The following is a 14,848-nucleotide window of genomic DNA, read 5'->3' as shown; positions in this document are numbered from 1 at the left end:
GTTATATAATTAATAAAATCAATACCAACATCGAAAGCATCATTTGTATGATGAGAAAACGATTGAAAATTTTATTTTCATGATATCCTAGTTTTTGAAAATGATGATGCAAAGGAGTCATGAGAAAAATTTTTTTTCCTATTCCATATTTTTTTTTAGAATATCTAAAATACAATACTTGTATTATAACAGAAATATTTTCTATAAAAAAAATTCCACATAGAATAGGTAATATTAATTCTTTTCTGTTTATAATAGCTAGAGTTGCTATAACTCCTCCTATAGTTAGACTTCCAGTGTCTCCCATGAAAATTTGAGCTGGATAAGTATTGTACCAAAGAAAACTTATTAAAGATCCTAGAAAAGAAAAAGAAAATATGATTATTTCATCTAAATGAGGAATATATATAAAATGAAGATAGGATGAATATATTTTATTACTTGATATGATAGATAATAAAGATAGAGTAGAAAAAATAATAAAAGAAATTCCAGCTGTTAATCCGTCTATTCCATCGGTTAAATTAGCTCCGTTAGATAAAAATGTTATAATGAAAATCACCATAGGAATAAAAACAATCCATGTGTATTTTTTCCATTTTTGATTATACCAACTTAAAAGATAAGCATAATCAAATTCATTATTATGACTAGAAAAAATGGGGAGAGTGGTCTTGAACCCATGTTCTTTTTTTATCAAAAAGTTTGAATCTAATTTTTGAATAGAAACATTTGTATTAAAAAAATACATAGAGCTTCCAATAATAAGTCCTAATAAAATTTGACCTAATATTTTTCCCATTATACTAAGTCCTTTTTTGTTATATTTTATTTTAATATAATCATCTACAAATCCAATACTCCCCATACACAATGTTGTCATAATCAACATAAGTACATATATATTCTTCAAAGAAGAGAAAAGTATTGTAGAAATTAGTGTGGAAAATATCATTATAATTCCTCCCATTGTTGGAGTCCCCTCTTTTTCTTTTTGTCCAATGAGTCCAAGATTTCGTACATGTTCTCCTATGCTATTTTTTTTTTTCCAACATATAATTTTTTTATAAAAAACCAACGCTATACAAAACGATAAAAAAAAAGCTATTACAGCTCTGAAAAAAACAGAATTGATATTGATCAAAAAATAGATACGAATTAAGTCTTTTAAAAAATTAGCAATCATCATCTTATTTCATTTCACATTTCACACAAAATTTCAACTGATCATAAGTTTTTAATAAATCTTTAGCTATTTTCATATCATTAAAAGGAAAACGTTTTCCTTTTATTTCTTGATAAGTTTCATGTCCTTTTCCAGCAATCAGAATAATATCTTTTTTTTTTGCAATTTGAATTGCGGTTTGAATAGCTTCTTTTCGGTTTACAAAAGTTAAAATAGATTCTTTGTTGAGATATGATTTAAAATTTTTCATATCAAATAATATTTTTTCCATATTTTCTTCTCTAGGATTATCGGATGTGAAAATAGATACATCACATGTTTCATAAACAATTTTTCCCATTAAAGGACGTTTTTTTATATCTCTATTTCCTCCACAACCTATAACACAAATTAATTTTTCATTATTGTTTTTGATTTCTTTAAGAGTTTTTAAAACAGTTTTTAATCCATCTGGATTATGAGCAAAATCTACAATGACGCGAATTCCTGAATTGGATACAAATTGTTCAAAACGTCCTCTGATAGGTTTTATATTTTTTATGATTTTCAGAATATCATTTTTATTTTTACCTAGCAAAATGGCTGTAGCGTAACTGGCTAATAGATTATAAACATTAAATGTTCCGATTAAATGAGTAAAAATTTTATGACCATCAATAAGTAATAGACTTCCATGAATGCTTTTTTTCAAAATTTGAATTTTGAAATTTGCATTTTTTTTAAAACCGTAAAAATAGATTTTAGAGAAAATATCTTTTATGATTTTATACGAATTTTTATCATCTGAATTCATTAATGCAAAAGCATTCTTAGATAAATTTTCAAAAAAAAATTTTTTAGTAGACAGATAATGATGAAAAGATTCATGATAATCTAAGTGATCATGTGTAATATTAGTAAAAAGACCTCCTTGAAATAATAATCCTGTAATTCTTTTTTGATGGATTCCATGTGAACTCACTTCCATAAAAGCATATCTGCATCCTTTACGGATTGATATATTTAAATATTTATTGATTTCAATAATATCTGGAGTTGTATGTATTGTAGGATATATTTTAGACAATATTTTGATTCCCATAGTAGAAATTAGAATATTTTTTTCTCCCATTTTAGAAAATAATTGATGAAGTATTGTAGCTACAGTGGTTTTTCCGTTTGTTCCCGTAATTCCTATTAATTTTATCTTTTTTGTAGGATGATCATAAAAATTTGAGGAGATAATACCTAAAGCATACGTAGAATCTGAAACCACAACATAGGTAATATCCTGATTAATAGGAGAAGTCATTTTTTCACAAACTATGCTATTAGCTCCGTTTTGTATGGCTTCTATAATAAATTCATGACCATCTGTTATTTTTCCTTTTTTGGCTACAAAGATCATATTTTTTTGTATGATTTTGGAATTCATAGAAATTCCTTCTATCAATTTAGAAGTATTTCTTCCTATTATTCTTAAAACATCTACTTTTTTTAGAATATCTTTTAATCTCTTTTTCATTTTCATTCTTCTAGTTTTAGAAATATAATCTGATTTTTTTTCAACTTATTTCCTGGTTGAACAGACTGTTTTATAACTTTTCCAATTCCTTGATATCGAATTTTAAAACCCCTATTTTCCAGAATAGGAATAATTTCTTTTCCAGGAATGGATATTACATTAGGCATGATCCATTTTTCAACAAAAAAATTTTGTGATTCTCTAATCTTTTTAAATAAATCTTCTTGATTTTCTTTTTTTTTGGAAAGTGTTTTTTTTTCTATTCTGGGATAGATAGATTTAGCAATTTTGTCAAATACAGGAACTGCTACTTCAATACCGTAATATCCTTTTTCTGGTTTTGAAATGACTACAATACAAGAATATTTTGGATTTTTAGCAGGAAAGTATCCTACAAAAGAACTATTGTAAGTTAAAGGTTTTCCTTTTATCCAGTAGTTTAACTGTGTCGTTCCAGTTTTTCCTGCATATGGATATTCTGGATTATAATATTTTTTAGCTGTTCCATTTTTCACTACCCCTTCTAACATATTTTGAATTTTTATGAGAGAAGACTTTTCTGCTATAGAAGGATTCATTATGATAGGTTTTGTATATTTTTTTATGATTTTTCCATGATGTTTTATTTCTCTAATAAATAATGGTTTAATCATTTTCCCTTGATTAGCTATCGCATTATAAAAAGTGAGTATTTGTAAGGGAGTTAGTTTGATATTATATCCAAAAGTCATCCATGGTAATGTAATGCTACTCCAATTATTTTTTCCAGGTTTTGGAATAAAAGGCATACTTTCACCTGGAATATCTATTCCTATTTTTTTATCTAATTTCCATTTACATAAGTGTTCTATGAATTTTTCTGGATTTTTTTTATAATTTTCATAAATAATTTTTGCTATTCCTACATTTGAAGATAATTCCAAAATTTGTTTTGGATTCATTTCTGCATATCCACTATAGTGACTATCACGTATTTTTTTTCCTCTTAATTTCATGATTCCTCCTTTGATATTGACAATCATATCAAGATCTATTTTTTTATCTTCTAAAGCTGCAAGAATAGCCATTGTTTTAAACGTGGACCCTGGTTCACTTCCTTCCCATACTGCAAAATTTCTTAAATCTTCGTAAGTATTTTTTTTGGTTTTTTCTAGATTAATCATAGCAGGGATTTCTCCACTTTTGACATTCATAATAATAACACATCCATGATCTGCTTGAGAAATGGATAATTCTTGAAGTAATGCATGATAAGCTATATCTTGCAAATATATATCTATAGTAGAATAAACGTCTTTTCCGTCTTCTGGATCTATTTCATTTACTGATTTTAATGGTTTCCAGATCTTAGAACTGATCCGTTGTTCTAACCTTTTTCCATCTTTCCCTTTCAAATATTTACTAAAGGCTCCTTCTAGTCCTACTTTTCCTCTATGATCATCATATCCTAATGTTCTTTTTCCAATATTTTCTAATGTATGAACTCTGCATATTTTTTTTTCCACAATAAACCCCCCCCTGATTTGTCCTTTATTGAAAATAGGAAGATTTCGTAAAATCTTGAAATGTGGATTATCTAAATTTTTTGCTAACAAAAAATATCTATTCCCCTTTTTTTTTTCGTACTGAAATTTTTTATAGAAAAAAAATTTTGGTTTTTTAAACAAAGATTCCAATGAATTACATAAAGAATAAATGTTTTCTTGAAATAATTTTTCAGATATAGATCTAAAATCAATGTGAATATCATATCTTATGATAGACATAGCTAAAATACTACTATCTGAAGCATAAATGTTTCCCCGTTTAGACTTAATTAAATTGGTTCTAATCGCTTTTTCTATAACAGATTTTTTGTATACTTCTGAAGAATTTTGAATATAGAACAAATTGAAAATAATTAATGCTGCAATAAAAATGAATAAAAAACCAATTAAGTAAGATTTATATAATAAAATATATCTTTCTCGTTTCATACTTTATTATCTTATATTCATCTCTTTTTCTTGTTGATTTTCTACAATTAATTCGTATGGAGGTTCTTCTAAATGTTTTAATCCATTAACCAATTTTTTTCTGAGAAAAGAAGCTAATTGCATTTTCATACATTTTCTATGTATATCTGCATATTCAGATTTTAATTCTTTAATTTCTTCACTAATTTTAGTTATTTTTCGGATTTTTCTGTCCATCAGATGTGAACTAGTAATGCTGATTAAAGATAGGACAGTTAGAAAAACAATAAAATTCCAACTTCTATAGGCGTCTTCTTTAACTAAAAACTTTCCTTTCAGGATATCTTTGATGTTTGTTTTCATATTTTTTTCATTTTATTTGAGAATAATTATTAAGATTTTTCCGCTATTCTTAATCTAGCACTTCTGGATCTTGGATTTCTTATGATTTCCTGAAGGCTTGGTTTAATTACTTTTTTATGTATCATTCTGAATGGAAGAGTTCTTAAGTTTATTTTATTTAATAAAATTCCCTTTTTGAAAAAAAATTTTGTGATTCTATCTTCAAGAGAATGATATGAAATTATAGCTATTCTGCCTCCTGGTCGTATAATTTTAGAAGATTCCAATAAAAAATCCTTTAAAATGTTTATTTCATTATTCACTTCTATTCGTATTGATTGGAAAAGTCTAGCAAAAAACCTTTTTCTTTTTTTGAAAGATCCATGAATGAAAAAAAGATTAATTAAATCCAAAGTAGTAGTAATTTTTTTTTGAAAACGTTTTTTGAGTATTTTTTTCACAATTTTTCTTGCATTTTTAAATTCTCCATATTCATAAAATATATTAAATAACTCTTTTTTTGAACATTCGTTAAGAACATTTTGAGCAGAATAAGAAGAATCCTGATTCATTCTCATATCTAAAGGACAATTTAATTGATTTGAAAATCCTCTTTCAGGATTCTCTATTTGTAAAGATGAAATACCTAAATCTGCTAATATTCCTGATACTTTTTCGATATGATTTTTATTTAAAATATCACGAATATGAATAAAATTATTATGAAATAGATGAAAACGTTTATCCTCAATAAAATTCCTTTTTATAGATTCTTTATCCTGATCAAAAGCTATTAAAGTTCCTCCTTTATTTAATTTTTTTAAAATAGAATAAGAATGTCCTCCTCCACCAAATGTTGCATCTATATAAATTCCATTTTGATCTGTAATTAAATTTTCTATACTTTCTTTTAAAAGAACTGGCTCATGATGGGAGTGAATATGGGAGTAAAAATGTCGAAATCCCATTTTTTTTTTTTTATTCAATATATGTTGCATCTTAAAATTTAAAAAATTTTTTTTCAAATGAAATTTAATTTAATTAAAACGGATTTTTTTTCTAAAGCAAGAGCTGGAATTTTAGAAACAGATCATGGGAAAATAGAAACTCCTATTTTTATGCCAGTAGCTTCAAAAGGTTATGTAAAGACTGTTCCAATACATGATCTGAATAAAATATCAAAAATAATTCTTGGAAATACTTATCATTTATATTTACAACCCGGAATTGAAGTATTCCATAAAGCAGGTGGAATTCATTCTTTTATGAATTGGAAGGAATCTATATTAACGGATAGTGGAGGTTTTCAAATTTTTTCTATGAGAAAATTGAATAAAATCACAGAAGATGGAGTAGTATTTAAATCTATAATAAATGGATCCTATCATTTTTTTTCTCCGGAAAAATCTATGAAGATTCAACGTTTTATTGGAGGAGATATTATTATGTCTTTTGACGATTGTCCACCTTTTCCTTGTAGTCATCAATATGCTAAAAAATCTATAAAAAGAACGCATATTTGGTTAAAAAGATGTTGTTCCTATTTACAAAATAATCCAGAAATATATAATTACAAACAAAGTTTTTTCCCTATTATTCAAGGAAGTATTTATACGGATTTAAGAAAATATTCTGCAGAAGAGATTTCCTTGTTAGAAGCTGAAGGGTATGCCATAGGTGGATTAAGTTTAGGAGAAGAAAAAGAACAAACACATAATATCACTGATTTATTAACAGATCTTTTGCCTAAAGACAAACCTAGATATTTAATGGGAGTAGGAAATCCTGTCGATATTTTGGAAGGAATCTCTCTTGGAATAGATATGTTTGATTGTGTTCTTCCTACAAGAAATGGACGTCACGGAATGTTATTTACATGGAGAGGAATCATGAATATAAAAAATAAAAAATGGGAAAAAGATTTTTCCTGTTTAGATGAATTAGGAAATTCTTATGTAGATCAATTATATAGCAAATCTTATGTAAGACACCTTTTTCTATCCAGAGAGAACTTGGCAAAAGAAATCGTTTCTATACATAACCTATCTTTTTACTCAAATTTAATTAAACAAGCAAGAGTTCATATTATGCAGAATAAATTTTCTTCTTGGAAAAAATTGGTAACTCCTTTGTTAAAAGAACGTTTATGAAAATTCTTGATCGTTATATTATTCGTAATCTGTTGTTAACTTTTTTATTTATTACTGTTTCTCTGCAATTGTTATCTATAGTAATAGACATATCTCAACGTATGCATCGTTTGGAATACAATCAAGGATCAATTAAAAAAGCTTTAATTTTTTATTATCCTTTTTGGTCCATATGGTTATCTAATACTTTTTCTCCTATTTCCGTTTTTTTATCTGTTATTTTTTTCACATCCAAATTAGAAAAGAATTCAGAAATTCTGGCTATTCTGTCAAGTGGAATAAGTTTGAATAGATTAACTATTCCTTATTTAATATCAGCTCTCATAATAGGTATTGTATCCTTACTAATAAACTATTATTTTCTTCCTATGGCTAACAAAAGGAAAAATCAATTTCATTATCAATATTTATTGAGTTCAAGATATAAAAAAAAATACGAAAAAAATCAAACTATAAGCGCTAAAATTTCAAATAATGAATATATTTTTATTAGAAATTTTTCAAGAAAAGAAAATATAGGAAAAGAGTTTGTTTATCAAAAATTTGATGGTAAAAAATTAATATATATTCTGAAATCTAAAAATATTTTTTGGTCCAAAAAAAATAGAGTATACGTTTTGTTTGATTATAGAGAGACTACAATAAAAAAAAATCATGATTTTTTTATTAAAGGTGATTATAAAATCAAAAAATTCCCTTTTACTCCTGAAAAACTTTTGCCGGAAGAATACATAGCAGAAACTATGAATATTTCTGAACTGAAAAAATTTATAGAAACAGAAAAAATAAATCGAAATGTCAATATTTATTTAAATGAATATTATCAAAGAACGAGCTTACCTTTTTCCACTTTCATATTCACTATTTTAGGATTATCTCTTTCTTTAAAAAAAAAAGAAATAGGTCATAATATGATTATAGGAGTTATATTAGCTGTTTTTTATATTTTTTTTATGGAAATTACGAAAATATATTCTGTAAAAGATTATATTCCTTCTTATTTATCTGTTTGGCTTCCAAATGTGATTTTTGGAATAATTACATTGTTTTTTTATTGGAATAATTAATTCATTTCAAATCCTGCTATATATATTTGTCCGTTTTGTTTAATAGATTTTATAGTAACATCTCCTGAGTATTTTTTTAAAACGCGATCAACATCATTAGGTTTTTTCATTTTTTCTCCATTAATAGATAAAATAATATCTCCTTCCTCCATCCCTATAGAACTTAAACGACCAGTTCTAATTTCTCTTATTCTAATTCCATAATCAATCCCAAAATCTTTTTTAGACTCTTTACTAAGTGTTTCAAATATTGCTCCTAATAATTCAGATGGACTAATTTGTTCTCTCTTTCTTATTTTTGTTCTCCCTTGTAAATCTTTTAACGTTACTTTAAAAGTTTTTTTCTTTTTGTTACGTATAATATTTACTTTAACCTTATCACCTGGATGTTTTGTCCCTACAATAAATGATAAATCTGCAATATTTTGTATTGTTTTTCCGTCTATGCTTTTTATGATATCTCCTTTTTTAAGACCAGCATCTGAAGCTCCACTTTGATCAAATACTTCTCCTATTAAAAATCCTTGTTGTGATTTTATATTTTGATGTGTTTCTTTATTGTAAGCTTTCAAGTATTCTGTTTTAGAAAGATCCATTCCTCTAACTCCTAAATATGCACGTTGTACTGTTCCATATTTTTTTATATCCTGTATAACTTTTGACACTAAATTAGAAGGTGCAGCGAAACTATATCCTATAAAATTTCCTGAAGAAGAAGATATAGCTGTATTAATTCCAATTAATTCACCATTGGTGTTAACTAAAGCCCCTCCACTATTTCCAGGATTGACAGCTGCATCTGTTTGAAAAAAAGATTCAATAGCTGATTGTGTTTCTCCTCTTAATATTCCTAAACTTCTATTTTTTGCACTGATAATACCTGCTGTTACAGTAGAATTTAAATCAAAAGGATTTCCGATAGCCAAAACCCATTCTCCTATTTGAACTTTGTTAGAATCTGAAAAATAAATAAAAGGTAAATTTTTATCACTTATTTTTAATAACGCTATATCCGTGCTAGGATCTGTTCCTATCAACTTAGCCCTATAAGATCTTTGATCATTAAGAGTGATTTCAATCTTTTCTGCATCTTTGATCACATGGTTATTCGTTACAATATATCCATCAGGAGATATGATTACTCCTGATCCATGAAGTCCAGGAAGGTCATTTTTTTGAGGTTTTTTTCCTCTATAATCATCAGGAAATCCAAAAAAGAAATCAAATGGATCAAATTGATTATTATATTTTCTTGAGTAATTTTTCACATTAACTACTGCATGTATTGTTTTTTCTACGACTCTAGTAAAATCAGGGACCCCAGCAGAACTGACTAATGGAGAAGAATCTGATGAGGTTAACTTTGTTTTTGACAAAGAAGATGCATATGGAAAAAGAAAAGGATCTTCTTTAGCTTTAGTGTATTGTTTATATCCAGCAATGGTTATGATTGAACTCATCATACTGCTAAGTACAATATAAAAAACTATTCTCTTCATATTTTGACAGTTAGTTATTCCGCACAAATATAAGATTCATAACTTTATTATTATAAAAAATAATGTTAACTTCGTTTTCATGAAATTGAATTTTTTTAAGTACCATGGGACAGGAAATGATTTCATACTCATAGATTCTAGAAAAGAAAAAATAGTAAAAGAATATCCTATTTTAAAAAAATTATGTGATAGACATTTTGGAATTGGTGCAGATGGAATCATTTTGATTCAAAATGATAATGATTTTAAAAGTGATTTTTATATGAAATATTACAATTCCGACGGAAAAGAAAGTACAATGTGTGGAAATGGAGGAAGATGTGCCATTCATTTTGCTAAAAAATTAGGAATTTCCAGAGGAAATAAAATTCATTTTAGAGCTATAGATGGATATCATTATGGATTGATAAAAGAAAACGAAAACAAGGATAAGGATTTAGTTTCTATGAGTTTACTAAATATAAAAAAAAATGAAATAGAAATTCATCCAGAACACGTTTTTTTGAATACTGGGTCTCCTCATCATATACTTTTTGTAGAAAACATCAAAAAAATAGATGTGTATAAAGAAGGAAGAAAAATTAGATTTCAAAATTTTTATTTGAAAAAAGGAGTCAATGTGAATTTTGTAGAAATACTTGAAAATAATACTTTACAAGTTCGTACTTATGAAAGAGGAGTAGAAAACGAAACTTTATCCTGCGGAACAGGAGTGACGGCTTCTGTCATTGCGGCATATAAAATGAATAAAATTTCCTCTATTGAAGAAATTCCAGTTTATGCTCTTGGAGGAAAATTATGGGTTTCATTAAAAGAAACAAAAGACGAATATAAAGACATTTATTTAACTGGAAATGTGTGTTTTATATATCAAGGATATATTTTAATATGAATATGAAAAATAATTATTCAATTAGTAGTGATTCTTTAAAATTTCTTAAAAAATATTTAAATAGTTCTTCCCCAACAGGATGTGAAAGTGAAGGACAAAAAATATGGATTAATTACATTAATTCTTATGTAGAAAAAATTCAAACAGATTTGTATGGAACGGCAGTAGGAATCATCAATCCGAGTTCTACATATAAATTAATTATTGAAGCTCACGTTGATGAAATATCTTGGTCTGTGAATTATATCACAGAAGATGGAATTATATATGTTTCTCGAAATGGAGGATCAGATCATCAAATTGCACCATCTAAAAGAGTCGTTATTCATACAGAAAAAGGATTCGTTCATGGAGTATTTGGATGGCCTGCTATTCACACAAGAAAATCTTCAGAAGAAAAATATCCTAGTATAGACAATATATTTGTGGATATTGGTGTCTCTAGTAAAACTGAAGCAATAAATTTAGGGATTCATGTAGGTTGTATTATTACTTATCCTGATGAGTTTTTTATTATGAATAACAATTATTTTGTATCTAGAGCATTAGATAATAAAATAGGAGGTTTTATAATAGCAGAAATTGCAAAGATGATTATGAAAAATGATGTTAATTTAAAATTTGGATTATACATAGTTAATTCTGTTCAAGAGGAAGTCGGATTGAGAGGAGCTAAAATGATTTCTCAAACCATACAACCAGATATGGCTATTGTTACGGATGTAACGCATGATACATATAGCCCTATGATTGATAAAAAAATACAAGGAGATGTTAAATGTGGATTAGGACCTGTCATTGGATATGCTCCATCAATACAAAAAGATATTAGAGAACTTATTATTAATACTGCTAACAGTAAAAAAATACTCTTTCAACGTTTAGTTTCATCTAGATATACAGGAACAGATACAGACGCTTTTGCTTATTCCAATAAAGGAGTTACATCTGCTTTAATATCCATTCCTCTAAAATATATGCATACTACAGTAGAAATGGTTCATAAAAAAGATGTGGAAAAAACTATATTATTAATTTTTGAAACGTTACAAGAAATTAATAACTCTAAAAAATTTTTTATCGATTAAATCGAAAACGAATGATATCTCCATCTTGAATAAGATAATTTTTTCCTGCCAGAAAAATTTTTCCCGCTTTTTTTACTTTTTCTTCTGATCTATATTTGATAAAATCATTATAATGAATGACTTCTGCTTTGATAAATCCTTTTTTAAAATCCGTATGAATGACAGAAGAAGCTTCATAAGCTGTACATTGATTGGGTATAGCCCAAGCTCGTATTTCTTCTTTTCCTATCGTAAAAAAACTTTGCAAGTTTAATAATTTATAGGATTCTTTCAGAACTTTTTCAACTTCATAGAAAATTAAATTTTTTTTCAAAGGTAAAACCACCAAAGGGGAATTTTCCATCTCTGCTATCTTTTTCAGATTTTTTATATGGAAAAGAGTCTTATCATTTAATTTTTCATCAGTATTACATATATAAAGAACAGGTTTGATAGTTAATAATTGCAAATCCTTTATATGTTTTTTTTCTTCTTCTTGAAATGGATACATTCTAATATTATTTCCTTTTTTTAAGAAAGAAAAAACTTTTTGGAGTGTATTTATAGATCTATCCATTTTGTCTTTTCTTGTGATTTTTTTTAATCTACTTTCTATTGTTTCTAGATCTTTTAATTGTAATTCCATATCAATAATTTCTTTGTCTCTAATAGGATTTATAGATCCTTCTACATGGATAACGTTCGTGTCGTTAAAAAAACGTATCATATGGATGATTACATTTGTTTCACGAACATGAGACAAAAATTTATTTCCCAATCCATCTCCTTTATGAGATCCTTTTATAAGGCCAGCTATATCTACTATTTTGATTTCGGATGGAATTGAATTTATTGGTTGAATAATTTCTTTGAGTTCATATAGTCTTTTATCTGGAACTTTTGTCATTCCATAATTGGGTTCTATAGTACAAAAAGGAAAATTTTCTGATAAAGCTTTTGAGTTAGAAATAAAGTTAAAAAATTTTGATTTTCCTGTATTTGGAAGACCAATAATCCCACATTTCATTAATTTAATTTTAACATTGAAATTACAAATTTTATCAATATTGTGATAAATTTAATCATTTTTAATTATCAATTTTGATAAATGAAAGAAAATAAAATGTCGTTTTGGAAACACATTGGAGAACTGAGAAAACATATTATTCACTGTTTTTGTGCAATAATCATTGCAATGATTATTTTAATGAATAATAAAGATATTATATTTGATTATATCATTTTTGGTCCATCCAAAAAGAATTTCATTACTTACCGTATATTTTATAAATTAACAAATACCTTTTTAGGCATTCATTTGAATCCTGTTTCTTTTTTTTCTAGAGATTTGGAAATACAAAATAGACAAATATTTGGACAATTCAACATTTATGTATGGACTTGTTTTATAGGAGGAGTTATTTTATCGTTTCCTTATGTTTTTTATGAGTTTTGGAAATTTATTAGACCTGCTCTTTCGGATGAAGAAAAAAAGTATTTCAGAGGAATACTGATAATAGTAACCATTCTATTTGGATTAGGAGTTCTTTTTGGTTATTTTGTGTTATGTCCATTTTTAATTCAATTTGGATATTCTTTTAGAATAAGTTACGTTCCAAAAAATATATTTGATTTATCGGATTATATCTCTTTGATCATAAATTCTGTACTGTCTATGGGAATTATTTTTTTATTTCCATTTTTCATATTTATTCTTACTAAAATTGAATTAATTTCTTATAATTTTTTAAAAAAATACAGAAAACATGCTTTTCTTATAATGTTAATTATAGCTTCTGCTATTACACCTGGAGATATTTTAAGCACGATAGTCGTTTTCATTCCACTGTTCCTTCTTTATCAAGTAAGTATATATGTATCGTTTTCCGCAAATAAAAAAACCTCTTGATTCCAAGAGGTTTTTTTATTCATGATTTTCGTATTGCTATTATTTTCGTATTGTTATTTCAACACGTCGTCCTTTTTTGTTATATTTTTTTCCTACCAATCCTCTCACTTCTATTCTAGAAGGATCTACTCCTTTCGAAACTAAAACATCAAATACTGAATTTGCTCTTTTTATAGACAATTTTTTGTTATAATAGAGTTTTCCATGAGCATCTGCATATCCATTTATATAGAATTTAGAATTTGGAAGTCTATTAATCATTATTTCAGCTATTTCATTAACAACAGCTATAGAACTATGGGATAATGAAAATTTATCTAAATTAAATAAAACAGGGTTAAAAACTATATCAGGGCATCCCTTATTTTCTTTTTTTCCGAATTCTTTAGGACATTTATCTTCATTATCCGGAATATTATCTGAATCGGTATCAGGACAACCCTTGAATTTTTTTAATCCAAATTGATTGGGACATAAATCTTCTTGATCTAAAATTCCATCATTATCTGAATCTTTTTGATTTTTATTCTGACAACAAATTTTTTCTTCTTCTTTTTTATCTTCCATTATTGGTGGTAAATAAGAATGATCTTTATTAATTTCTACTATTTTTTTGTTTTCTTGATTTTTATCCTTATTATCCTCTGCAAGCTTGAAATTTCCAAAACGGAAAACGACTCCTACATTATGTTTCCAAAAATTTAGAAAGTCACTCGATTGATAGGCAAAAACTTGGTTATAAGTACTTTGTAAGTTAACCCCAAAATTAGAAACTATCCAAAAATTTAAACCTAATCCACCATCTAATACAAAAAAATCCTTCTTATTTGTTTTAAAATACTTGGTATCTGAAATTCTTAATTCTCTATCTATATATCCATTAAATTTATGGTACCCTGCACCTAATCGCAAATAGGGATCAAATTTGTGATGAGGGAAAATGTATAAATTTACCCCATGACTCAATTTTACGAAAGTACACTTTCCTATTCTCCATCTGTTATTGTCAGCCAAACCTAATGATGCATTTAAATATAAACCAATATGTTTTTTTACATTATGCTCTAATTCTATATTAGAAATAATAGGATTAAAACTATTATTCTTTTTAAGAAAAAAACCTTTAAAAGGAGATTTTATAGGAAAATAATTAATGTCGTGTGCTCCTATTCGAACAGTCCATTTTTCTTTCGAATCTTGAGACGAATCTTGAGAAAACACAGACGAAAAAAAAGCGAATAAAGCAATAATAAAAAAATTGACGTTTTTCATAAAAC

General features: G+C 26.6%; 13 protein-coding genes. 5 read left to right on the top strand and 8 right to left on the bottom strand.

What is annotated here, in order from left to right:
- Position 1: 1 nt before the first annotated feature.
- Genes mraY through rsmH form a run of 5 tightly spaced genes read right to left on the bottom strand, consistent with a single transcriptional unit; the run spans position 2 to position 5,928 of the window.
- A complete protein-coding gene (gene mraY, locus H0H47_RS01275; RefSeq protein ID WP_185866302.1) occupies positions 2 to 1,186 on the bottom strand; it encodes a phospho-N-acetylmuramoyl-pentapeptide-transferase in 1,185 nt (394 codons plus the stop codon).
- Between the two features lie 4 nt (positions 1,187 to 1,190).
- Positions 1,191 to 2,690 carry a UDP-N-acetylmuramoyl-L-alanyl-D-glutamate--2,6-diaminopimelate ligase gene (locus H0H47_RS01270; protein ID WP_185866301.1) on the bottom strand — a complete coding sequence of 500 codons (1,500 nt, stop codon included), beginning with the start codon at positions 2,688 to 2,690 and terminating at the stop codon, positions 1,191 to 1,193.
- Between the two features lie 2 nt (positions 2,691 to 2,692).
- On the bottom strand, positions 2,693 to 4,666 hold the full coding sequence (locus H0H47_RS01265) for a penicillin-binding protein (RefSeq protein ID WP_185866230.1): 1,974 nt from the start codon (positions 4,664 to 4,666) through the stop codon (positions 2,693 to 2,695).
- Positions 4,667 to 4,672: 6 nt separating this feature from the next.
- Positions 4,673 to 5,008, bottom strand: coding sequence for an FtsL-like putative cell division protein (locus tag H0H47_RS01260; RefSeq protein ID WP_185866229.1), 336 nt, complete (start codon positions 5,006 to 5,008; stop codon positions 4,673 to 4,675).
- A gap of 29 nt (positions 5,009 to 5,037) precedes the next feature.
- A complete protein-coding gene (gene rsmH / locus H0H47_RS01255; RefSeq protein ID WP_185866300.1) occupies positions 5,038 to 5,928 on the bottom strand; it encodes a 16S rRNA (cytosine(1402)-N(4))-methyltransferase RsmH in 891 nt (296 codons plus the stop codon).
- A gap of 84 nt (positions 5,929 to 6,012) precedes the next feature.
- On the opposite strand from rsmH, the gene tgt reads away from it, so the two are divergent.
- Together tgt and H0H47_RS01245 are read left to right on the top strand one after the other, a co-directional pair.
- Entirely contained in the window at positions 6,013 to 7,137 is a 1,125-nt protein-coding gene (tgt, locus tag H0H47_RS01250) for a tRNA guanosine(34) transglycosylase Tgt (protein ID WP_185866228.1), read from the top strand.
- Positions 7,134 to 8,204, top strand: a complete 1,071-nt coding sequence (locus H0H47_RS01245; protein WP_185866227.1) for an LptF/LptG family permease — start codon at positions 7,134 to 7,136, stop codon at positions 8,202 to 8,204. Before tgt ends, H0H47_RS01245 begins: the two co-directional genes overlap by 4 nt.
- Here H0H47_RS01245 and H0H47_RS01240 read toward each other — a convergent pair.
- Positions 8,201 to 9,703: a Do family serine endopeptidase gene (locus H0H47_RS01240; protein WP_185866226.1), complete on the bottom strand. Its 1,503-nt coding sequence runs from the start codon at positions 9,701 to 9,703 to the stop codon at positions 8,201 to 8,203. The genes H0H47_RS01245 and H0H47_RS01240 overlap by 4 nt on opposite strands.
- Before the next feature lie 79 nt (positions 9,704 to 9,782).
- Here H0H47_RS01240 and dapF point away from each other — a divergent pair, with 79 nt between their 5' ends.
- Positions 9,783 to 10,595: a diaminopimelate epimerase gene (dapF, locus tag H0H47_RS01235; protein ID WP_185866225.1), complete on the top strand. Its 813-nt coding sequence runs from the start codon at positions 9,783 to 9,785 to the stop codon at positions 10,593 to 10,595.
- Positions 10,596 to 10,597: 2 nt separating this feature from the next.
- The gene (locus H0H47_RS01230; protein WP_455737537.1) at positions 10,598 to 11,683 is read left to right on the top strand and encodes a M42 family peptidase; all 1,086 of its coding nucleotides are present in this window, start codon (positions 10,598 to 10,600) and stop codon (positions 11,681 to 11,683) included.
- Here the strand turns inward: H0H47_RS01230 and H0H47_RS01225 are convergent.
- Positions 11,673 to 12,689 (bottom strand): redox-regulated ATPase YchF, encoded by a 1,017-nt coding sequence (locus tag H0H47_RS01225; RefSeq protein ID WP_185866223.1) that lies wholly within the window; start codon positions 12,687 to 12,689, stop codon positions 11,673 to 11,675. The genes H0H47_RS01230 and H0H47_RS01225 overlap by 11 nt on opposite strands.
- A gap of 81 nt (positions 12,690 to 12,770) precedes the next feature.
- Here H0H47_RS01225 and tatC point away from each other — a divergent pair, with 81 nt between their 5' ends.
- Positions 12,771 to 13,571, top strand: a complete 801-nt coding sequence (gene tatC / locus H0H47_RS01220; protein ID WP_185866222.1) for a twin-arginine translocase subunit TatC — start codon at positions 12,771 to 12,773, stop codon at positions 13,569 to 13,571.
- A gap of 39 nt (positions 13,572 to 13,610) precedes the next feature.
- Here tatC and H0H47_RS01215 read toward each other — a convergent pair whose 3' ends face one another.
- The gene (locus tag H0H47_RS01215) at positions 13,611 to 14,843 is read right to left on the bottom strand and encodes an OmpA family protein (RefSeq protein ID WP_185866221.1); all 1,233 of its coding nucleotides are present in this window, start codon (positions 14,841 to 14,843) and stop codon (positions 13,611 to 13,613) included.
- Positions 14,844 to 14,848: the final 5 nt, after the last annotated feature.

It is taken from the genome of Blattabacterium cuenoti (genome assembly GCF_014252075.1).
In the GTDB taxonomy this organism is placed as follows: Bacteria; Bacteroidota; Bacteroidia; order Flavobacteriales; family Blattabacteriaceae; genus Blattabacterium; species Blattabacterium cuenoti_AC.
This window is presented reverse-complemented; position numbering and strand designations above follow the sequence as displayed.

Bases quoted from the DNA above. Each gene is read 5' to 3' on its own strand.
- H0H47_RS01240 (WP_185866226.1), bottom strand. From the start codon at position 9,703: ATGAAGAGAATAGTTTTTTATATTGTACTTAGCAGTATGATGAGTTCA.
- H0H47_RS01245 (WP_185866227.1), top strand. From the start codon at position 7,134: ATGAAAATTCTTGATCGTTATATTATTCGTAATCTGTTGTTAACTTTT.
- mraY (WP_185866302.1), bottom strand. From the start codon at position 1,186: ATGATTGCTAATTTTTTAAAAGACTTAATTCGTATCTATTTTTTGATC.
- H0H47_RS01215 (WP_185866221.1), bottom strand. From the start codon at position 14,843: ATGAAAAACGTCAATTTTTTTATTATTGCTTTATTCGCTTTTTTTTCG.
- H0H47_RS01225 (WP_185866223.1), bottom strand. From the start codon at position 12,689: ATGAAATGTGGGATTATTGGTCTTCCAAATACAGGAAAATCAAAATTT.
- H0H47_RS01230 (WP_455737537.1), top strand. From the start codon at position 10,598: ATGAAAAATAATTATTCAATTAGTAGTGATTCTTTAAAATTTCTTAAA.
- tgt (WP_185866228.1), top strand. From the start codon at position 6,013: ATGAAATTTAATTTAATTAAAACGGATTTTTTTTCTAAAGCAAGAGCT.
- dapF (WP_185866225.1), top strand. From the start codon at position 9,783: ATGAAATTGAATTTTTTTAAGTACCATGGGACAGGAAATGATTTCATA.
- tatC (WP_185866222.1), top strand. From the start codon at position 12,771: ATGAAAGAAAATAAAATGTCGTTTTGGAAACACATTGGAGAACTGAGA.
- H0H47_RS01260 (WP_185866229.1), bottom strand. From the start codon at position 5,008: ATGAAAACAAACATCAAAGATATCCTGAAAGGAAAGTTTTTAGTTAAA.
- H0H47_RS01265 (WP_185866230.1), bottom strand. From the start codon at position 4,666: ATGAAACGAGAAAGATATATTTTATTATATAAATCTTACTTAATTGGT.
- H0H47_RS01270 (WP_185866301.1), bottom strand. From the start codon at position 2,690: ATGAAAAAGAGATTAAAAGATATTCTAAAAAAAGTAGATGTTTTAAGA.